The 19,905-nt window shown below is 68.9% G+C and carries 16 protein-coding genes; 11 read left to right on the top strand and 5 right to left on the bottom strand.

What is annotated here, in order from left to right; translation table 11 throughout:
• Positions 1-9: 9 nt before the first annotated feature.
• The 3 genes from VG296_RS14350 (at position 10) to VG296_RS14340 (ending at position 4,232) form a co-directional block, all read left to right on the top strand.
• Entirely contained in the window at positions 10-564 is a 555-nt protein-coding gene (locus VG296_RS14350; protein WP_325566195.1) for a DUF402 domain-containing protein, read from the top strand.
• A 200-nt stretch (positions 565-764) separates the two neighbouring features.
• Positions 765-3,629 (top strand): RICIN domain-containing protein, encoded by a 2,865-nt coding sequence (locus VG296_RS14345; protein ID WP_325566194.1) that lies wholly within the window; start codon positions 765-767, stop codon positions 3,627-3,629.
• A 174-nt stretch (positions 3,630-3,803) separates the two neighbouring features.
• Positions 3,804-4,232: a GNAT family N-acetyltransferase gene (locus tag VG296_RS14340; protein WP_349259560.1), complete on the top strand. Its 429-nt coding sequence runs from the start codon at positions 3,804-3,806 to the stop codon at positions 4,230-4,232.
• A 12-nt stretch (positions 4,233-4,244) separates the two neighbouring features.
• Here the strand turns inward: VG296_RS14340 and VG296_RS14335 are convergent, their stop codons facing one another.
• Together VG296_RS14335 and VG296_RS14330 are read right to left on the bottom strand one after the other, a co-directional pair.
• Positions 4,245-4,583 carry a metalloregulator ArsR/SmtB family transcription factor gene (locus VG296_RS14335; RefSeq protein WP_325566192.1) on the bottom strand — a complete coding sequence of 113 codons (339 nt, stop codon included), beginning with the start codon at positions 4,581-4,583 and terminating at the stop codon, positions 4,245-4,247.
• A gap of 138 nt (positions 4,584-4,721) precedes the next feature.
• Positions 4,722-5,237 (bottom strand): SRPBCC family protein, encoded by a 516-nt coding sequence (locus VG296_RS14330; protein WP_325566191.1) that lies wholly within the window; start codon positions 5,235-5,237, stop codon positions 4,722-4,724.
• Positions 5,238-5,356: 119 nt separating this feature from the next.
• Here VG296_RS14330 and VG296_RS14325 point away from each other — a divergent pair, with 119 nt between their 5' ends.
• Both VG296_RS14325 and VG296_RS14320 read left to right on the top strand, forming a co-directional pair.
• Entirely contained in the window at positions 5,357-6,817 is a 1,461-nt protein-coding gene (locus VG296_RS14325; protein ID WP_325566190.1) for an FAD-dependent monooxygenase, read from the top strand.
• Between the two features lie 825 nt (positions 6,818-7,642).
• The gene (locus VG296_RS14320; protein ID WP_325566189.1) at positions 7,643-8,062 is read left to right on the top strand and encodes a PPOX class F420-dependent oxidoreductase; all 420 of its coding nucleotides are present in this window, start codon (positions 7,643-7,645) and stop codon (positions 8,060-8,062) included.
• A gap of 92 nt (positions 8,063-8,154) precedes the next feature.
• Here the strand turns inward: VG296_RS14320 and VG296_RS14315 are convergent, their stop codons facing one another.
• A complete protein-coding gene (locus VG296_RS14315) occupies positions 8,155-9,621 on the bottom strand; it encodes an MFS transporter (RefSeq protein ID WP_325566188.1) in 1,467 nt (488 codons plus the stop codon).
• A gap of 83 nt (positions 9,622-9,704) precedes the next feature.
• On the opposite strand from VG296_RS14315, the gene VG296_RS14310 reads away from it, so the two are divergent.
• From VG296_RS14310 to VG296_RS14300, 3 genes are all read left to right on the top strand, one after another.
• Complete coding sequence (locus tag VG296_RS14310; protein ID WP_325566187.1) at positions 9,705-10,700, top strand: Lrp/AsnC family transcriptional regulator; 996 nt, start codon at positions 9,705-9,707, stop codon at positions 10,698-10,700.
• 107 nt (positions 10,701-10,807) lie between these two features.
• Positions 10,808-11,461: a GNAT family protein gene (locus VG296_RS14305; RefSeq protein WP_325566186.1), complete on the top strand. Its 654-nt coding sequence runs from the start codon at positions 10,808-10,810 to the stop codon at positions 11,459-11,461.
• 689 nt (positions 11,462-12,150) lie between these two features.
• Complete coding sequence (locus VG296_RS14300) at positions 12,151-12,978, top strand: G1 family glutamic endopeptidase (protein WP_325566185.1); 828 nt, start codon at positions 12,151-12,153, stop codon at positions 12,976-12,978.
• A 165-nt stretch (positions 12,979-13,143) separates the two neighbouring features.
• On the opposite strand, the gene VG296_RS14295 is transcribed toward VG296_RS14300, so the two are convergent.
• Complete coding sequence (locus VG296_RS14295) at positions 13,144-14,202, bottom strand: glycoside hydrolase family 6 protein (protein ID WP_325566184.1); 1,059 nt, start codon at positions 14,200-14,202, stop codon at positions 13,144-13,146.
• Between the two features lie 129 nt (positions 14,203-14,331).
• Here VG296_RS14295 and VG296_RS14290 point away from each other — a divergent pair, with 129 nt between their 5' ends.
• A complete protein-coding gene (locus VG296_RS14290; RefSeq protein WP_325566183.1) occupies positions 14,332-14,739 on the top strand; it encodes a DUF3224 domain-containing protein in 408 nt (135 codons plus the stop codon).
• Between the two features lie 67 nt (positions 14,740-14,806).
• On the opposite strand, the gene VG296_RS14285 is transcribed toward VG296_RS14290, so the two are convergent.
• Positions 14,807-15,388, bottom strand: coding sequence for a YbhB/YbcL family Raf kinase inhibitor-like protein (locus VG296_RS14285; protein WP_325566182.1), 582 nt, complete (start codon positions 15,386-15,388; stop codon positions 14,807-14,809).
• 66 nt (positions 15,389-15,454) lie between these two features.
• Here VG296_RS14285 and VG296_RS14280 point away from each other — a divergent pair, with 66 nt between their 5' ends.
• Positions 15,455-16,378 (top strand): NAD-dependent epimerase/dehydratase family protein, encoded by a 924-nt coding sequence (locus VG296_RS14280; RefSeq protein WP_325566181.1) that lies wholly within the window; start codon positions 15,455-15,457, stop codon positions 16,376-16,378.
• Between the two features lie 185 nt (positions 16,379-16,563).
• The gene (locus tag VG296_RS14275) at positions 16,564-19,884 is read left to right on the top strand and encodes an error-prone DNA polymerase (RefSeq protein ID WP_349259559.1); all 3,321 of its coding nucleotides are present in this window, start codon (positions 16,564-16,566) and stop codon (positions 19,882-19,884) included.
• The last annotated feature ends 21 nt before the right edge of the window (positions 19,885-19,905 follow it).

The following is a 19,905-nucleotide window of genomic DNA, read 5'->3' as shown; positions in this document are numbered from 1 at the left end:
CTCGGGCGCATGAGTGAACTGATCCGTTTGACGTACCGGAAATACGACCGTTCCCTGCACTGGCACGGCACGATGCGCCGCCTCGGCGAGGACGAGCACGGCCTCTGGCTCGGCTGGGGCAGGAACATGCGGATGGCCCGCGGCTCGGAGCCGGAGGTGACCTTCGATCAGGCACACGTCCAGCTGATCCGCCGCGCCGACTGGTGGTGCGGCGCCTTCCACGCCGCGCCCCGGCCGACCGCGATCTACTGCGACATCACGACCGTCGCCGAATGGACCGCGCCCGACGAGATCACGATGGTCGATCTCGACCTGGATGTGCTGCGCTTCCGGGACGGACGCGCACCCGCGATCGTGGACGAGGACGAGTTCCTGGAGCACCAGGCGCGCTACGGCTATCCGGCCGAGGTGATCGCGAACGCACGGGCCACGGCGGACGCACTTCTGGTCGCCATCCAGCAGCGTGAGGAGCCGTTCAACTCCGCGTATCAGACCTGGTTGGCGCTGGTCGAGGACGTGGACGGGGACCCGATCTCAGTGCTTTCCGACGTGAACGGGCACTGAACCGGAGGTCACAGGGGCGGGGCGCGCGGGATCGCGCACAGGGTTGGCCACGGACGGCGACGGCGGCTTGACAGAACACGGATACCGATGTCCACTGACGGTGGATATTGTCGTAATACCCCGTAAATCTGTGTTCGATCTTGTCTGTTTCCGCTGACTACCCTCGGCGGTCGGCCATACCCACACAAGGACCACAGCCCATGCGAATACGACTCTCGCGCCTCCGCGCGGCCGCACTCGGCCTGGCCGCCGCCGCCCTCGCGGCGGCCCAGCTCTCCGTTCCCGCCCCGGCCCACGCCGCGACGACCACCACGGTCGCGGTCAACGGCGCCTCGGCCGGACGCACGTTCGACGGCATCGGCGCGATCAGCGGCGGGGGCGGCAACTCCCGCCTGCTGATCGACTATCCGCCGGCCGAACGCACCGCGATCCTGGACTACCTGTTCAAGCCCGGATACGGCGCCGACCTGCAGATCCTCAAGGTCGAGATCGGCGGCGACGCGAACTCGACGGACGGCTCGGAGTCCAGCATCGAGCACACCAAGGGCTCCGTCGACTGCGGCACCGGCTACGAATGGTGGCTGATGGAGCAGGCGAAGGCCCTCGACCCGAGCATCAAGCTCTACGGCCTGGCCTGGGGAGCGCCGGGCTGGATCGGCGGTGGCAATTTCTGGTCCACCGACATGATCAACTATCTCGTCGCCTGGCTCGGCTGCGCGAAATCGCACGGCCTGACCGTCAACTACCTCGGCGGCTGGAACGAACGCGGCTACAACATCGCCTGGTACGAGCAGCTTCGCAGCACTCTGGATGCCGACGGGTACTCCGCGGTGACGATCGTGGGCGCGGACTCGGACTGGTCGATCGCCGGAGACATCGACAGCAACTCGACGTTCGCCGCGTCCGTCGGCATCATCGGCGAGCACTATCCGTGCGGGGGCGACGGCGGGAGCGCGGACACGTGTTCCACCACCAGCGCGGCACTTTCCTCCGGAAAGCAACTGTGGGCCAGCGAGAACGGTTCGCAGGACACCGATTCGGGGGCGCCCGCGCTGATCCGCTCGATCACCCGCGGCTATACGGACGCCGATCTGACGGCTTACATCAACTGGCCGCTCGTCGCCGCGATCTATCCCAACCTGGGCTATGACACGACCGGCCTCATGGTCGCGAACTCGCCCTGGTCCGGGGCGTACGAGGTCGGTGCAGAGACCTGGGCGACCGCGCAGGTCACCCAGTTCACCTCGCCCGGCTGGCAGTTCCTGAACGACGGCAGCGGCTATCTCGGCGGCGCCGAGTCGAACGGCTCTTACGTCACTCTGAAGTCCCCGGACGGTACGAACTACTCGACGATCCTGGAGACGACCACCGCGACGACCGCGCAGACCGCGACATTCACTGTCTCCGGAGGCTTGTCCGCCGGCACCGTGCACGTGTGGTCCACGGATCTGAACTCGCAGAACCCTGCGGACTATCTCGTGCACAGCCAGGACATCACGCCGTCGAACGGGACGTACTCGCTGACGCTCCAGCCCGGTTATATCTACACCGTCACTACGACGACCGGTCAGGGTAAGGGCACCGCGCAGCCACCGGCCAAGGCCTCCCTCCCGCTGCCGTACGCGGACTCCTTCAGCGAGTACAGCACCGGAAGCGAGGCGAAGTACCTGTCCGACCAGAACGGATCGTTCGAGATCCAGCCCTGCACCGGCGGCCGGACCGGTGAGTGCGTCGAGCAGATGGCCGCGCAGGAGCCGATCAACTGGGACAACGCCTCGAACCCGTACACCACGATCGGCGATCTCAGCTGGACGAACTACACGGTTTCGGCGGATGCGCTGATGAACCAGTCGGGCGCGGTGCAACTGCTCGGCAGGGTCGAAACACAGCATCCGTTCTCGGTCGCCGGGATCGACGAGTACTACCTCCAACTGTCGAACACCGGCGCTTGGGCGATTGTGAAGAACGACTACAACGGAGAGCTCACGACCCTCGCTTCCGGCACCGTCACCGCTCCGGGCACCGGCACGTGGTCGCACCTTGCGCTGACGTTCAACGGCTCGACGATCTCCGCAGCGATCAATGGCACGACCGTCGGTACCGTCACCGACAGTTCGTACGGCCAGGGCCAGGTCGGCTTGGGCGTGGACGGCTGGCAGACCGATGAATTCTCGGACCTGTCGGTCACCCCGGTCGGCTCCAGCACAGCGGCCGCGACCTATCAGATCCTCAACGAGAACAGCAGCCTGGCACTCGCCACATCCGGGGCCTCGACGGCACAGGGCGCGGGAATCGTGCAGAGCACGCCATCCTCCTCGGCGGACCAGCAGTGGCAACTGCTCAGCGAGGGCACTGGCTACGACGAGTTGATGAACGTCGCGAGCGGCCTCGTTCTGGACGTGCCTGGAAGTTCGACCACGGACGGTACGCAACTCGACCAATGGGCCACGAACGACGGCTCGAACCAGCAGTGGCAGGTCACGAACAACGGAGACGGCACCTACACACTGACGAGCAAGAGCAGCGGCCAGGCCATCGATGTGGCGGGCGGTTCGACCGCGAACGGAGCGGTCGTGGATCAGTGGCCGTCGAACGGTGGAACGAACCAGAAATGGAAGCTGGTGTCGGTCGCGGAACCGAACGCGACGTACAACCTGGTGAATCACAATAGCAACCTCCTCGCGGATATCTCGGGTGCCTCGACGTCGAACGGCGGCGGGCTGATTCAGTGGGTCCCGAACGGCGGAACCAACCAGCAGTGGCGCTTCACCCCGTTGGGCAGCGGCTACTACACGGTGACGAACGTCAACAGTGGCCTCGTGCTCGATGTGCCGAACGTTTCGGACACCGCGGGCGTGCAGCTGGACCAATGGGCGGCGAACGGAGGCACGAACCAGCAGTGGCTCCTGACGGCGCTGAGCAGCGGCTACTACACGCTCACAGCCAAGAACAGCGGCCTGCTCGCGGACGTCAGCGGCGCGTCCTTGAACGAGAACGCCGGAGTCGTCCAGTCGCCCTCTAGCGGCGGTCTCGACCAGCAGTGGGAGCTTGATCTCGACTACTGATCAACTGCCGACCACCGCTAAGCGCTGCCGGACTCGACTTCGCGCAAGACCCGACGGAGTCCGGCAGCGCTCGCGTTTCCTTCAGTTCGAATCGGATGTGAAGATCTGTTCGTGACCGACTCCTTCAATGCCTCTCCCCCGACCGGCGACGCCGGCGAGATCGTGCCCGTGACGATGGAGCAGTTCCAGCTGGTGCTCGACGACCATGGGCGCTACTGGGGCGATCGTGACCTGAGGGCGCTCCATCTCCATGCGCTTGTCCAGGAGTTCCCGCTGACGTCGCTTGTCGCCGTTGCCGAGGACGGCATCCGTGGCTATGTCTTCGGCTTCGTCACGCCGGATCGCCTGGCCTACGTGCACCTGATCGCGACCCGCGACGACGCTCGGGGTACCGGAGTCGGCCGCCGCCTCTACGGCGCCTTCGTCGAGGCGGCCCGCAACCAGGATGCCGTGCGCCTCAAGGCGATCACTTCTGTCGGCAACGCGGGCTCGATCGCCTTCCACCGCGCCCTCGGCTTCGACGCGCGCGTGGTCGAGGACTACAACGGTCCGGGCCGGACGCGGGTCGTCTTCACCAGAGACATGCCATCAGCCTCCAAATGAATCCCGGCCGGGTTACTCGCCCGATTCCGCGAGACGCTTGACGTTCTGCAGCGGTCGGCCCCATTCCGAGGCGAGATCGGTCATCCAGCGGGCCGTGGTAGCGAGCGGCGCCGGAGCGACGCTGTAGCGCACCTCGCGCCCGATCTTTCGCGCAACGACGAGCCCCGCCTGATGCAGGACCGCGAGGTGCTTGACCACGGCCTGACGGGTGACCGGCAGGTCTTGGGCGAGCATCGTCGCGGTGCCGCCCCCGGCGGTGGACAGGCCGTCGAGGATGCGGCGCCGCGTCGGATCCGCCAACGCCGCAAGCACCACTTCGATGAGCGCTTCCTCCGCAGGGCTCTGCGTCATAGGACCGCCACGCCTCCTTCCATCCGCTCCCGGCCTTCACACCTGGGCCGTCTTCCACACGATCCAGGACGTCGATCGCCGCCTGCTCGCTCCTTAGAGATCCTCGCACGGAATTGAGACGCGCTCCGGGCCTTCAGCTCATCCGCCCCCTTCGTATTCCTCGTGCGCGGCGTATCTGGTCAGGCTGAGCAGCGCCCGCCGCCAGCCACCCTTGTTGGCCGTGTACCGGCGATCTATGGCTTCCGGATCCGCCTTCACCTCGGAGAATCCGCTCTCGACGACACGCAGCCTCGTGCCTTCGCCCTCCGGCTCCAGCGTGAACTCGACCAGCGTCGCGTTGCCCGCATCGGGCTCTCGGCCACCCGTATCGTCCGCGGCCCAACGGAACGAGAAGCAATCAGGCTCGTGAACCTTCTCGATCACAGCCGGAAGCTTGCCGTGCTCTCCGTGGTCGAACACGATCCGACCGCCCGGGCGCAGGTCGATCTCCGCCGGTTCGCCGACGCCGAACCACATGCCCACGTGCCTCGGCTCCGTCATGACCTCCCACACCCGCGCCACCGGCGCCGCGATGTAAACATCCTGCTCAATGCGATCGCTGACCATGGTCAATCCCTCCGCGTTCCTCGTTTTTCCGAAAACCTGCAACTTCATAGTTGCACAGGATAGCGACCATGTGCAACTATGACGTTGCACGAAGTTGAAGGCACACCGCGAGGGAGGTCATATACGCTTCTTGGCTCAGGTCGGGACAGACATCTATGCTCCCTGCCATGCCCGCTGACAACACTGAGCACTCGGACACCGGGGTCATCGTGGTTGGCGCCGGACCGACGGGACTACTGCTGGCCGGCGACCTGGCGGCCGCGGGCATCCCCGTCGCCCTGGTGGAACGACACGAGCATGGATCCGAGCTCACCCGCGCCTTCGTGGTGCACGCGCGGACGCTGGAGCTGTTCGACCAGCGCGGTATCGCCGAGACCTTGGTCTCCCGCGGCAGGCAGGTCACCGCGCTGCGGCTGTTCGACAAGGCGGTCGTGGACATGTCGCGGCTGCCCGGCAGATACCCGTACATGCTGGCCACGCCACAGTACGAGACGGAAGGCGTGCTGCTGCGCCGAGCGCGGGACGCCGGTGTGCAGTTCGTCCGTCCGGCCGAGTTGACCGGCCTCATGCAGGACACGCGGGGCGTGACCGCGACCCTGGCGGACGGTCGGACCATTCGCGCGTCGTACCTCGTGGGCACGGACGGCCATCGCAGTACCGTGCGTCAGCTCCTCGGCGAACCCTTCCCCGGGCGTAGTGTGGTGAAGTCCGTGATGCTGGCCGACGTGCTGCTCAAGGACGAGCCGCCGGGCGGAGCCGCCACGAACAGCATCGGCGACCGGTTCACCTTCATCGTGCCCTTCGGCGACGGCTACTACCGGGTCATCAGCTGGGACCGGTCGAAGCCCGCCGGCGAGCACGATCCGGTGGACATCGAGGAGCTCAAGGACATCGCGCGATCGGTACTGGGCACGGACTTCGGGATGTACGGTCCGCGCTGGAGTTCGCGGTTCCACAGCGACGAGCGGCAGGTGCGGCGCTACCGCGTCGGCCGGGTGTTCCTGGCGGGCGACGCGGCGCACGTGCACTCCCCCGCTGGCGGGCAGGGGATGAACACGGGTCTGCAGGACGCGGCGAACCTTTCCTGGAAGCTCGCCTCGGCGCTCACCGGTGGCCCCGACCTGCTGGACTCATACGAGGCGGAACGCCGTCCGGTGGGCGCGAAGGTGATCAAAGGCAGCGGGGCGCTGCTGCGTCTGGCGATGCTGCACTCGACCGCGGCTCGCACGGCGCGCAACGAGATCGTCTCGGCAGCGCTGCACGTGCCGCTGACTGCACGTCGCCTGCCGCTGGCCATATCAGGGCTCTGGGTAAAGTATCCGGCGCCCAAGGGCGCGCATCCACTGGTCGGCGCCCGTGCCCAGGACGCGCGGCTGCGCGGCGAGTCCGCCCGGCTGTTCGGGGCATTGCGCGCGGGACGATTCGTGCTGCTGGATGTCGGCGGCCTGCACGAGCGCGAGGCCGTCGACGTGGCGGCGACCGGGCGGCTGGACCTGGTGGTCGGCCTGGATCCGGACGCGCCGTCCATGCTGGTGCGCCCCGATGGCCACGTCGCGTGGGCGGCGGACCCGGAGTTCCCTGATCCGAAGGGGCTGCGGCGCGCCCTTCGGGAATGGGTGACCGGCTGACGGCGTACCGGCCCACGGACGCACCGCCACCGACAGACTTGGCGCGAGGCCGAACCCGCACGACGGAGCGAGACGCGAGCGGCCGGGCCTGCGCGGTCGCGGCAGTGCTTCGAGCACAGGCGCCGACGGCGACGGAACACAAGGCGCGTCGCGGAGCATACGCGGTACAGGGTGCCGGTCAGCGACGGAATGCAACGTACGTCGCGGAGCCCTCCGCGGTACTGAGCACCGGTCAGTGACGGGACGCAACGCGGGTGACGGTGCCCGCGCGATCGCGGTCCGTCGGCCACGACCGCCGGTCAGAGTCGAATCGCAACGTGCGTCGCGGCGCCTGCGCGGAGGGTCGGTCAGGGGCGCCGGTCGGTGAGGGGAGCACGATACGCGTGGCGGGCCTACGCGGTCGCCGCGCGTCGGTCGAGGATGCCCCGTAATTGCGTGGCAGGGCGTACGCGGACACGGTGCGTCGGCCACGGGCCGGTCGGTGACGGACACGCCTAGCGGGGTCTATGCGGTGGTGTGTCGGTCACGGCTCCGGTCAGAGTCAGAACGCGACACGTGTGGCGGGGCCAGCACAGGCGCGGCGCGTCGGTCACAGCGCTGGCCAGAGCCAGAACGCCACGTGTGGCGGGGACTACGCACTCGCCGGGCGTCGGCCACGAGCGCCGGTCAGAGTCAGAACACAACGCGTGTGGCGGGGCGAACACGGCGCGGTGCGTCAGTCAGGGGCGCCGGCCAGAGTCAGAACGCGACGCGTGTGGCGGGGACTACGCACTCGCCGGGCGTCGGTCAGGGGCGCTGGTCGGTGTGGGCTGATACGGTCGGGGCATGCCGAAGACTCCTGTGCCCGGGCCGATCGCCGAGTTCCTCAGCCGCCCGAATCCCGCCGTGTTCGCGTCGAACCGGTCCGACGGTCAGCCGGTGTCCGTCGCCACCTGGTACCTGTATGAAGACGGCAAGGTCCTGGTGAACCTGGCCGCGGTGCGTAAGCGGCTCGAGTATTTGGAGGCGGATCCGCGCGTCAGCCTGACTGTGCTCGACGGCGATTCGTGGTACTCGCACGTGAGCCTGCAGGGGCGAGTCGTGGCCACGGTGCAGGACCCGGACCTCTCGGTGATCGACCGGATCTCCCGGCACTACACCGGTTCCGACTACTCCGCACGGGATCAGCAGCGCGTGAGCTGCTGGATCGAGATCGATCGCTGGCACGCGTGGGGCAAGGCGGCGAAGTTGGCCGCCGAGTCGTAGAGTCACAGGCTCTGCGCGTTCGGGGCGGGTGGAATCTACTCTCCACCCGCCCCGCTGGCGTCACCGACGCCTTGCTTGCCAAGCCTCAGGACTTACCAGGACTTAGCTTCGGACCGGCGTACGAGGAGCAGTACGGCGATCGCCGCCGCCAAGGTCATTCCGCCCGCCAGGGCGAAGACGTGGTCGAGGCTCGTGGCCACGGCGTGACGCGCGCCTTCTGCACTGGTGCTGCTCGCCTGGTGCGCGAAGACGGTTCCGAGGACGGCGATGCCGAGGGCGTAGCCGAGTTGGCGGAACGTGTTGAGTGCACCGCCTGCCATGCCGGCACGCTGGTGCGGCACTGCGGACATGGCCGCTGATGCGAGGACCGGCGTGCTCATTCCCACGCCCGCTCCCGCGATCAGCAGGCCGGGGACGAGAGCGGGCCAGGACGAGTTTCCGTGAACGATCATCAGCAGCAGCGTGCCGCCGCCGATCAGCGCGAGGCCGAGGCCGATCGGCCATTGCGGCGCGAGCTTGCTGAGGTGCCTGCCGCCGAAGCCCGCCACGACAAACGCAGTAAGGGCCAGTGGAGACACCGCGAGGCCAGCCTTGATCGGGCTCATGCCGAGAATCGACTGCAGCCAGATCGACGTGTACGTCAGGTGCGCGAAGGCTCCGGCCGAGAGCAGCGCTCCGGCGATCATAAGGCCCGCGAAGGAGCGGTTGCGCAGCAGGGAAAGGTCCAGCACCGGGTCCTCGCTGCGGAGTTCGACGACGATGAAGGCGACGAGTGCCACTGCCGAGCCGGCGAAGAGGCCGAGGACGGTGGCACTGTTCCAGCCGTCGGTGTTGCTCTGGATCAGCGCGTACGTCACGGCTGCGGCGCTGGCGGTGAACGTCACCGCGCCGGGGATGTCGATGCGGCGCTGGCCACGGTGCGGTGAGGCGCCGAGGACGCGGAAGGACATGAACACCGCCACGGCGGCCACCGGCAGGTTCACCAGGAAGATCGAGCGCCAGCCGAACTGGTCGGTGAGCAGGCCGCCGAGGATCGGGCCGAGGGCCGCGGCCCCGCCGTTGACCGCGCCCCAGACGCCGAACGCGGTGCCCCGGTCGCGGCCCTGATATGTGGCACTCAGCAGCGCTGTGGTCGCGGTGAACATGCCCGCCGCGCCGACGCCCTGCACACCGCGCGAGGCGATGAGCACAGTCACGTTGGGGGCGAGGCCGCAGGCCAGCGACGCGAGGGCGAAGACGGTGAGGCCTCCTATATAGAGGCGTCGATGCCCGAAGCGGTCGCCGAGCGATCCCGCGACCATCAGCAGCGAGGCGAGCACGAGCGCGTACATGTCCACGACCCACTGCAGCGAGGTGAAGGACGAGTGCAACTCTTCGGTCATCTTCGGCAGCGCGACGTTCACGATGCTTACGTCGATCAGCAACATGAACGCGCCGAGACAGATCGTCACCAAGGGCGTCCACTTGTGAACTGTCGGCGGGGCCGCTTGGCCGGGCGTTCGGTCGGAAACTCCGGGCTGGGTGCCGGGGGGCTGCTCGTCGGCGATCCTCGAGGTCATGGCTCCAGGATCGGTGGTGACTGTTCATTTCTACAGCCAGATAGCGGAGTCCGGCGGAATCCGACACGAGCTACGCTGCTTTGGTGAAATCTTCCAGGTTCGATGCACTCGATCGGCGGATTCTGCAGGCTCTCCAGCTCGATGGACGGCTCCCGTTCAGCCGGATGGCCGAGGTGCTGGGCGTGTCCGACCAGACGATCGCGCGCCGCTACACCCGGCTGCGGACGGCGGGGCACTTGCGGGTACTCGCCTCGATCGACCCCTCGCTGATGGGCGAGGTGCTGTGGCTCGTGCGCGTGCAATGCCGGCCGGACGGCGCGGAGAAGCTGGGACGCACGCTCGCGATGCGCGACGACACGGCCTGGGTGAGCATGTCGTCCGGCGGCACCGAGATCAGCTGCTCGACGTGGGCTCCGGCCGGCTTCATGGAGGAGCCTTCGCTGCTGTTGGCGCGGCTGCCGAACACGCCGAGCGTGGTGAGCATGTCGGCGCACTGTGTCATGCACAGGTTCTTCGGCGGCTCACTCGGGCTGACGATGAAGTCCGGCGCGCTTTCGCCCGAAGAAGTCAGCACCCTGCAACCCGAGCCGGTTCAGGGGCACCGCAACGTCCCGGGCGAGCAGGAACCGATCTCCCTGGACGACGGGGATCGACGGATGCTCGCGGTGCTCGGTCGGGACGGGCGTGCCGACCTGGCCGAACTTGCGGCGGCGACCGGCTGGTCGCAGAGCACTGTCAGACGACGGCTGGCGCACCTGCGTGCAAGCGGCGCGGTCTTCCTGGATGTCGAGTACGACTACGGGATCTACGACCTCGCGACACGCGTGCTGCTCTGGGCATCCGTGCCGCCCGCCCAGCTCGAATCGGCTGGACTCGCGCTCGCCGACCATCCGGAGGTCGCATACGCGTGCGCGACCACCGGCGCGACGAACCTGCACGCCGTCCTGCTCTGTAAGGACCTTCATTCGCTGTACACGTATCTGACGACACGGGTGGCGGATCTGGGCGTACGGCAGGTGGAAACGTCACCGATCATGCGCACGCTCAAGGGGCCGGCCACCGTGCGCGCACCGCGCTGACACCGCTGACAGCTCTGACAACGAAGCGAGTTGCCCAGCGATCACAAGGGGGTTATCCTTGTATTACTTCAATCAGCGTGTTGTACTAATACATGGGAGGATTCAACATGGCCTCGCTCGCGCTCCTCTCGCCGCCGTTCGAGCGTCACCCGCTCGTCCCCGCGTCGCCGTGGCTTGAGGCGCCGACGCTTGAGGGGCGGCACGTCGTGCTCGAGGCGCTTGGCCCGGAGCACGCCGAAGGGCTCTTCCGCGCCCTCGACGACGAGGAGGTGTGGCGGCACCTCCCCGGCGCGCCACCGCGGAACGAGGACGAGATGGCCGCGCACGTGACGGGGATGCTGCGTGCGTGCGCGCTCGGGCAGCGGACGACGTGGGTGTACCGCGACCCGCGCACCGGCGCGTTGATCGGGATGTCGAGTTACGTCCCTCCGGAGGAGAAACTGCGCTCGGTGCACATCGGCGGCACGATGACGGCCCGGGCGTGCTGGCGCAGCGGCGTGAACACGGAGGCGAAGCTGCTGTTGATGGCACGTGCGTTCGAGACCTTGGGCGCGGCTCGCGTCGAGTGGCAGACGGACAATCTCAACCTGCGTTCACAGGCGGCGATCGAGCGGCTCGGGGCCACGCGGGAGGGCGTGCTGCGCAGCCACAAACCGCGGCTCGACGGGACACGACGGGACTCGGTGTTCTACGGGCTGCTCGCGGACGAGTGGCCGGCGGCGAAGCAGCGGCTCCTCGCCCGGCTCGCGGCTCACGACTGAGCCGGGAGGCAGAAGCGGGAACAGGTGGCCGGGCGCCGGTAGCCGGGAGCCGGGAGACAACGGCGGCGGCCCCACCGCGCATGCCTGCGCATGAGACCGCGCATGACTGCGCATGAGCGCGGTCAAGAAAGACGCCCGCGCGGTGCCGGACGTTGCCGGACGTGACGTCCGCGAGGCACCGCGGCGGGCTTATCAGGACTGGATATCTCCCCGCTAGATACTTCCCTGCCGCTTGCGGTTCTTGAGCAGGCGGATCAGGCGGCGGATCAGGAAGATCACGATCGGTTCCCCTCGTCTCTGGCAGGCTTCCCGGGCCGTTCCCGGGCCACCTCGGCGGCTTGACCACCGTTGACTTCAAGGTATGACGCGGCACGCGCGCGGTCCTCAGCCCTGGAGTTGATTCGCGGGTGGAGACGCGGCATGACCCGGGTCGGCGCGCAACTCGTTCATGAATCGCTAAGTCTTGTTAAGAACCTGCCAATGCCCCTGAACTTGACTCTGGCTTTACTTTGCGCGGTGCGTGATTTGCGAGGTGTGGACAACTGTTTTGCCTGGGGCTCGGATGACATTCAGGGTTCGCGGCCCTAGTTTCTCCATCATCAAACAAGGATCCCGGCAGACGCGCTAACACCCACGACGCGCCAGCTGCCGACTCCTGCCCACGGATCCCACCCATGAGGAGTTTTCCCATGCCCACGAGGAGATTGCTCGCCCCGGCTATCGGGCTGAGCGCCGTCGCGCTGGCCGTCGGCACCTCCACGGCCGCGTTCGCCGCGACCCCGGCGCACGCGGCTACCCACCACGTGCACGCCCGCGGCGACGTGATGCACCACTCGTCCGGCACCACCGCCTCGCACCTGACCCCGGTCTCGTCCGCGCACCACCACGGCAAGGTCATCCTGCACGCCACCAGCGACAACTGGGCCGGTTACGCCGCGACCGGCGGCAACTACACCAGCGTCTCGTCGAGCTGGGTGCAGCCCGCGGTCAACTGCGGCAGCGAGGACACGTACTCCAGCTTCTGGGTCGGTATCGACGGCGACGGGACCAGTTCCGTCGAGCAGACCGGCACCGAGGCCGACTGCTCCGGCGGCACGGCCTCGTACTCGTCCTGGTACGAGATGTACCCGGCGTACCCGGTGAACTACAGCGACGACGTCGAGCCCGGCGACTCGTTCACCGGCTCGGTCAGCACCGACGGCTCCGGCAACTTCACGCTGACGCTCACCGACAACACGCAGGGCTGGTCGGAGAAGACGAACCAGAGCTCCACCACCGCGCAGGACGGTTCGGCCGAGATCATCGCCGAGGCCCCGTACAGCAACGGCGTGCTGCCGCTGTCCAACTTCGGCACGGTGAACTTCACCGGCTCGACCGCGAACGGCAACCCGATCGGCAGCAGCAGCCCGAGCCAGATCAACCTGGTCTCGGACGGCGGCGTCACCGAGGCGACCACCTCGAGCCTGGACGGCAGCGGCGAGGACTTCTCGGTCACCTGGGAGAGCAGCGGCAGCTGACACGGATCAGTGAGCGGATGACCTGAGCCCATACCGTTACGACAGGCCCCGGCGTCCAAGGGCGGACGCCGGGGCTCCTTGCATGAAGAACCACGTGAGGAACCGCGTGAAGGACCGCGTGCGCGAAGAACCGGGTGCGGGAGGAACCACGCGCGCGAAGAACCGTCAGCGGCAGCCGGGGTACGTCTGCTGCGTGGCCGCTGGCTTGTTCGGCGCGGCGCCGGTTCCGACGCCCGCTCCGGTCGCGGCCGCCGTCCCGGCAGCGGAAGCGGCGGGGAGAGTCGGCGCGCCGCCGGGGCCGTTGGCGATCAGCGCGTACGCCAACTCGGGATCGAATGCTCCGGCCGAGGCCGCGCAGCCGTCAGCCTGGCCCGGATCCTTGACCCACAGGTAGGCGTCGACGAGCGGATCGCCGGTGTCGACCGTCGGAGTCTTGCCGAGGGCGCGGCCGGACGGGTCGCACCACGTGCTGCCCCCGCCGTTTCCGTTGCGGCTCGTGTCCACGACGATGTGCAGGCCGGACGGGTCGCCGAGGTCCGCGAGGATCTCCTCGTCGTAACTCACTTCGGCCGCCGTGGGCAGGAAGTTCGAGACGTTCGAGACGATGCCGTTCGCACTCGTCGCCACGTTCGCAGTAGCCAGTCGCTGTGCCTGGACCTGCGGCGGGTTCCAGGCCGAATTGCCCGCGTCGAAATAGACGCGCGCGTTCGGATCCGCCTTGTGCACGGCCGAACCGGCATATCCGATCGCGCCGTCGCGTGCCGCGGCCTGCTGCGCGTTCAGGCAGGTCTGCAGGGACAGTCCGTCCGGCTCGACGATGACGATCGCCGAGTGATCGCCGAGCCCTGATGCGAAGGCCGAGGCCCAGGACTCGTAGGCGGCGATGGACGGCGCGCCGCTGGGCGGGGTCGTGCTGCAGTTGATCTCGGGAATGTCGTAGAGGACGAGCACGGGCACGGTGCCCTCGGCCGCGGCCTGCGCGGTGATCTGCCGGACCTGCCCGGCGATCCGGTCCGGGTCGTACTGCGTGAACCAGATGGCTGACGGCACGTCGCCGATGCGGCTCGCTATCGCGGGCTCGAGCGGGTTCGCGGTGTTGTGCGTATCCCAGTACTCGACGGCGGAGTTCGGGAACAGATAGAAGCGCGTGCCGGCGGAGAACGCGCCGCCTGATTCCTGCGGTGGTCCGGCGGCGCACGCGCTGGTACGAGAGACGACGATCATCGCTCCGACCGTGACCCCCACGACCGCGAGCGCGGCGTAGCGGGCCCGGCGGCTGCGCAAAGGGCCTCGGGATCCGGCGCGGGGGCGTAGTGCGAACCGTCGCATGGCTGCATTCTCTATCATTTTCCTGTGAGAGCATCAGGCACTTTCAAGGTCGTCGCGTTCACGCCCACCGAACTGTCCCCCGACCCGGCGGTGGCGACGGGGCTGCCGGTGGGCGTCTCCACGATGGAGAAGCGCTACGAGGGCGCGGTCGAGGGCCGGTCGGCCACGCTGTTCACTGCGGCGTTCGACCAGTCCAGCGGGGTCGGGACGTACGTGGCCATGGAGTCCTTCGAGGGCACCGTGGACGGTCGGACCGGGGCGTTCAACTTCGCGCACTCGGCCACGACCGGCGGCGCGGACCGCGGCGAGGAGTTCTTCACGATCGTCCCGACCAGCGGGACCGGCGAACTCGCCGGGATCCGCGGCAGCGGCGGCATGGCGATCGACGCGGACGGCACGCACCGGATCTGGTTCGAGTACGAACTCGGCTGAGCGCCCGGCCGCGCCCGCACTGCGTTTGTGCTGCGTTTGCGCCGGCTTTGGTTGTATCAGTGTTATGTCAGCGCTCGTAGACGCCGGTCAGCCGGCCGCGGGCGAGCAGGCTTCCGCTCGCGACGAGGGGCGGGATCTTGCGCGGCGGGATCCGGGTGAGCGGCATGCCGTCCACGGTCCCGGGCAGCGGGGTGCCGAGCGCGAAGAGCTGGCAGACGTAGCGGTGCGGGCCGTGCCCCCTGATCGGTTCGGGGCCGCGGTAACCCGAGCCGAACTGCGCGCGCAGCAGGGTGACGCCGGGGCCGGGCGTGTCGCGAGAGAGCGCGCCGGCGGGCAGGCCGTCGGCCGCGCGGTCCGGCGAGATCAGGGCGACGCAGTGCACGAATGGCTTGGTTGTGGGGGCGTCCACGTCTTCGATGACCAGAAGCAGTTGCGCGGTGCCCGCGGGCAGTTCGCTCCAGGTCAGCGGCGGTGAGACGTTGGCGCCGCCGATCCGCCGCCCGGCGTGCTCGCTCGGGATCGGGCCGCCGTCCGCGAAGGCGGGGCTGGACAGGCGCAGGGTCTCCGGCCCGGTGAGCACGACCTCGTTCCAGACGAGATCCTTCTCCCCGGCGCGCCGGTTCATCAGCAGTTTGCCGATCAGGGCCACAGGGTGACTCTACCGCTCCGTCGGCGGAAATTGGCGCGGGATGGTTCCGGATGGTTTGCTGACGGCGTGCGGGTACTGGTCACGGGCGCGTTCGGTTTCGTCGGTACGGCACTGGTCGAGCGGCTGACGGCGGCGGGACACGAGGTTCGAGCATTGACGAGCCGTGTGGGGATCGCTTCAACCGGCCGGGAGATCGTCCACGGTGACGTGCGTGACGCGACGGCCATGCGGCATGCGGTGCGAGATGTGGACGGCGTGTGCCACCTCGCGGCGCTGGCCCGGGTGCGCGAGGCACGTGAGCGTGCGCAGGAGTACTGGGCGGTCAACCACGGCGGGGCGGCAACGGTGGCGAAGGCCGCGGCCGAGGAGGCGGCACGTGCCGGGCGGCCGGTGCGTTTCGTGCTCGCCTCGACCGGCGCGGTGTACGGCCGGCCCGCGCTCCAGCCGATTCCCGAGGATCTGCCGCTGCAGGATACGAACGACTACGGCGAGACGAAGCGCGCGGCGGAGCTGGATGTGCTGGGGGCGGCGGCAGCTGACGCGGCGTTCGGTGCCGTCGCGCTACGGCTGTTCAACGTGGCCGGGGCGGTCGGCGGGCGGACCGGCGACCCGGACACGATCATCCCGAAGACCCTGGCCGTGGCGCGCGGCGACCTGCCGGCCCTGCGGATCAACGGCGACGGTGCGGCGGTCCGCGACTTCGTGCACGTGCGCGACGTGGCCCGGGCCTTCGAACTCGCCCTCGAGCACGCCGTGCCCGGTCGACAGGCCGTGTTCAACGTCGGTGCGACTGGGGCGCGGGTGCTCGACGTCGTGCGGACGGTGCGGGACGTGACCGGGCGCGAGGTCCCGGTCGAGCACCACCCGTCGCGCGGCGAGGCCCCCATGCTGCTCGCCGACACCCGCCGCATCCGCGCCGAGCTCGGCTGGCAGCCGCGGCACTCCGATCTGCGCACGATCGTCGCGGACGCCTGGGCGGCTACGGCTTAGGGCCGGATTAGGCCTACTTAGGTCAATTTTTGGGCGATTTGGCCCGCCGGTGGGCTCAATCTTCCCAGACGACCAATCCGTGCTTGACATGCTCGCAGCCCCCGTCCGAAACTCGAAGAACCTTTGGTTCAAATGTTCGAACGAGATGCCGTCTGTGCTCGGCGCAGGGAAGGGAGGTGCGCTCCGTGGGTTTCAACAACCCGGTCATGGCGTGGCGGGAGCTGGACAAGATCCTCTCCTGGACCCGGCACGGCGAGCTGACCGCGAAGGCCGCCGGGCAGCCGCCGCCGGTCCGCCGGGCCGATTCCCCGGTGCCCTATGCGGAGCTGCACGTCCACTCGGGCTTCTCCTTCCTGGACGGCGCGTCCGAGCCGGAGGCGCTGGTGGCCGAGGCGGCGCGGCTCGGCCTCGAGACGCTGGCGATCACGGACCACGACGGCCTGTACGGCGCGGTGCGGCTGGCCCAGGCGGCGAAGGACAGCGGGGTGCGCACGGTGTTCGGCGCGGAGCTCTCCCTCGCGGCGGACCGGTCCGAGCGGACCGGAGTGCCGGACCCGCCGGGGGCGCATCTGCTGCTGCTGGCCCGGGGGCCGGAGGGGTACCGCTCGCTGTCCCGGGCGATCGGCCGGGCCCGGATGGCGGGCTCGGGCAAGGGGCGGGCCGTCTACGCGCTCGAGGAGCTCGCGGCGCACGCGGCGGGCGGGTGGACGGTGCTCTCCGGCTGCCGCAAGGGTCTGATTCCCGCCGCGCTGGACTCCGGCGGTACGGAGGCGGCGGCGCGGGAGCTGGACCGGCTGCGCGGCCTGTTCGGGCGGGAGAACGTGGTGATCGAACTGGTCGACCACGACATGCCCGGCGATGACGAGCGCAACGACGCGCTGGCCGAGTTCGCCGCCCGGTACGGCGCCAGGACCATCGCCACGAACCAGGTGCACTACGCCACCCCCTCGGACTTCCCGACGGCCAGCGCGCTGGCCGCGCTGCGCGCCCGGCGCAGCCTTGAGGAGATCGACGGCTGGCTGCCGGCCGGGGCCACTTCTCACCTGCGTTCCGGGCAGGAGATGGCCGAGCGCTTCGCCCGCTTCCCCGGCATCCTGCGACGCACCGTGGAACTGGCCGGGGAGTGCGCGTTCGACTTCGCCGCCGTGGCCCCGGGGCTGCCGAACCGGAATGTTCCCGAGAAGCACAGCGAATCCACGTGGCTGCACGAGTTGGTGATGGAGGGGGCGGCGAAGCGCTACGGGCCGCCCGGCAAGGTCAACCAGCGCGCGTATCAACAGCTTTTCAAGGAGCTCGGGACCATCGCGGACCTGGATCTCGCGGGCTATTTCCTGATCGTGTACGAGATCGCGAAGTTCTGCCGGGAGAAGAACATCCTCGCGCAGGGCCGCGGCTCGGCGGCGAACTCGGCGGTCTGCTACGCCCTGTACATCACCAACGTGGACGCGGTGAAGTACAACCTGGTCTTCGAGCGCTTCCTGTCCCCGGAGCGGGACGGCTATCCGGACATCGACCTGGACATCGAGTCCTCCCGCCGCGAGGAGGTGATCCAGCACGTCTACGACGTGTACGGCCGGGAGCGCGCCGCGATGGTCGCCAACGTGATCACCTACCGGGCCAAGATGGCGATCCACGACGCGGCGCGAGCCCTCGGCTACTCCCCCGGCGCGCAGCAGGCCTGGAGCGAACGGCTCGGCCCCTACCCGGCAGCGTCGGAGGTAGAGGTCTCCGACATTCCCGCCGACGTGCTGGAGTTGGCGACCCGGATGCACGGCCTGCCGCGGCACCTGGGCATCCACTCCGGCGGCATGGTGCTGTGCGACCGTCCCATCGCGGAGGTCGTGCCGACCGAGTGGGCGCGGATGGCGGACCGCTCGGTGGTGCAGTGGGACAAGGACGACTGCGCCGATGCCGGCCTGGTGAAGTTCGACCTGCTGGGCCTGGGCATGCTCGGCGCCCTGCACGACTGCTTCGACCTGGTCCGCGAGCACCACGGCCGGCGGTTGGGCCTCGGCGAGATCCCCGAGGACGATCTCGAGGTGTACGAGATGCTGTGCGACGCCGATTCGGTGGGCGTCTTCCAGGTCGAGTCGCGGGCGCAGATGGCGACCCTGCCGCGGCTGAAGCCGAGGGAGTTCTACGACCTGGTCGTCGAGGTCGCGCTGATCCGCCCGGGGCCGATCCAGGGCGGCGCCGTGCACCCCTATCTGCGCCGCCGCAACCGGGTCGAGAGCGCGGAGCCGCCGCACGAACTGCTCAGGGAGGCGCTCGCCCGCACCCTCGGCGTGCCGCTGTTCCAGGAGCAGGTGATGCAGATGGCCATCGCCGCGGCGGATTTCTCCGCCGTCGAGGCCGACCGGCTGCGGCGGGCGATGGGCGCGAAGCGCTCCACCGAGAAGATGCTCGCGCTCAGGCAGCGGCTGATGGCCGGGATGGCCGCCAACAAGATCGGGCCGGAACTGGCCGAGGACATCTACCGCAAGCTCGAGGCCTTCAGCTCCTACGGCTTCCCGGAGAGCCACTCCATCTCGTTCGCCTACCTCGTATATGCGAGTTCTTATCTGAAGCGCTACTATCCGGCCGCGTTCGCCGCGGCGCTGCTCAACAACCAGCCGATGGGCTTCTACAGTCCGGCCTCGCTGATCAGCGATGCCCGGCGGCACGACGTGACCGTGCGCGGCGTGGACGTCAACGTCTCCAAGGACAAGGCCACTCTCGAGCCTCCGCCGCACGACTACGTGCCCAGACACCGGCACGCCTCACGCCACCCGCAGCCCGTCATCCGGCTGGGGCTCGCCTCGGTGCGGGCCCTCGGGGACAGCGCCGCCGAGCGGGTGGCCGAGGAGCGCGAGAAGAACGGTCCCTATGAGGGGCTGGAGGACTTCGTCCGGCGGACCGGGCTGTCGCTCGCGGCGCTGGAGGCGCTGGCCACGGCGGGGGCGTTCGGCTGTTTCGGGCTGGCCCGCCGTGAGGCGCTGTGGCAGGTCGGCGCCCTGGCCGGGACCACCGAGGCCCACATTCCCGGGACCGCGGGCGTCGACGGCGTTCCGGAACTGCCCGCGATGACCCTCGTCGAGCAGACCTTCGCCGACCTGTGGGCCACCGGCACCAGTCCCGACTCCCATCCCATCGCGCACACCCGCGAACTGCTGGACGCCGCGGGGTACCTGCGTATCGCGGACCTGGAACACCTGCCGGACCGGCACCCGGTGCACGTCGCCGGGATCGTGACGCACCGCCAGCGCCCGCCGACCGCGGGCGGGGTGTGCTTCCTGTCCCTGGAGGACGAGACCGGGCTGGTCAACGTCGTCTGCTCGCCGGGCATCTGGCAGCGGTACCAGCGCGTGTGCCTGTCGCACGGGGCGCTGCGCATCACCGGGCACCTGGAGCGCGCCGAGAGGGACGGCGACAAGGAGAGCAAGGCCATCAACCTCGTCGCCGGGCGGCTCGCCCCGCTGCGGGTCGACGCTCAGCCCGACCGGCTGAAGGGACGGAACTTCCGATGATCCGGCGACCCGGCTCGCGAC

This window comes from Actinospica sp. (assembly GCF_035552695.1).
Taxonomy (GTDB): Bacteria; Actinomycetota; Actinomycetes; order Streptomycetales; family Catenulisporaceae; genus Actinospica.
Note: the sequence above shows the minus strand (reverse complement) of the source record. Positions and strands in the feature narration are given on the sequence as shown.

Excerpts from the sequence above, each read along its gene's own strand:
- VG296_RS14350 (WP_325566195.1), top strand. The coding sequence starts at position 10 with ATGAGTGAACTGATCCGTTTGACGTACCGGAAATACGACCGTTCCCTG.
- VG296_RS14345 (WP_325566194.1), top strand. The coding sequence starts at position 765 with ATGCGAATACGACTCTCGCGCCTCCGCGCGGCCGCACTCGGCCTGGCC.
- VG296_RS14340 (WP_349259560.1), top strand. The coding sequence starts at position 3,804 with ATGGAGCAGTTCCAGCTGGTGCTCGACGACCATGGGCGCTACTGGGGC.
- VG296_RS14335 (WP_325566192.1), bottom strand. The coding sequence starts at position 4,583 with ATGACGCAGAGCCCTGCGGAGGAAGCGCTCATCGAAGTGGTGCTTGCG.
- VG296_RS14330 (WP_325566191.1), bottom strand. The coding sequence starts at position 5,237 with ATGAAGTTGCAGGTTTTCGGAAAAACGAGGAACGCGGAGGGATTGACC.
- VG296_RS14325 (WP_325566190.1), top strand. The coding sequence starts at position 5,357 with ATGCCCGCTGACAACACTGAGCACTCGGACACCGGGGTCATCGTGGTT.
- VG296_RS14320 (WP_325566189.1), top strand. The coding sequence starts at position 7,643 with ATGCCGAAGACTCCTGTGCCCGGGCCGATCGCCGAGTTCCTCAGCCGC.
- VG296_RS14315 (WP_325566188.1), bottom strand. The coding sequence starts at position 9,621 with ATGACCTCGAGGATCGCCGACGAGCAGCCCCCCGGCACCCAGCCCGGA.
- VG296_RS14305 (WP_325566186.1), top strand. The coding sequence starts at position 10,808 with ATGGCCTCGCTCGCGCTCCTCTCGCCGCCGTTCGAGCGTCACCCGCTC.
- VG296_RS14300 (WP_325566185.1), top strand. The coding sequence starts at position 12,151 with ATGCCCACGAGGAGATTGCTCGCCCCGGCTATCGGGCTGAGCGCCGTC.
- VG296_RS14295 (WP_325566184.1), bottom strand. The coding sequence starts at position 14,202 with ATGATCGTCGTCTCTCGTACCAGCGCGTGCGCCGCCGGACCACCGCAG.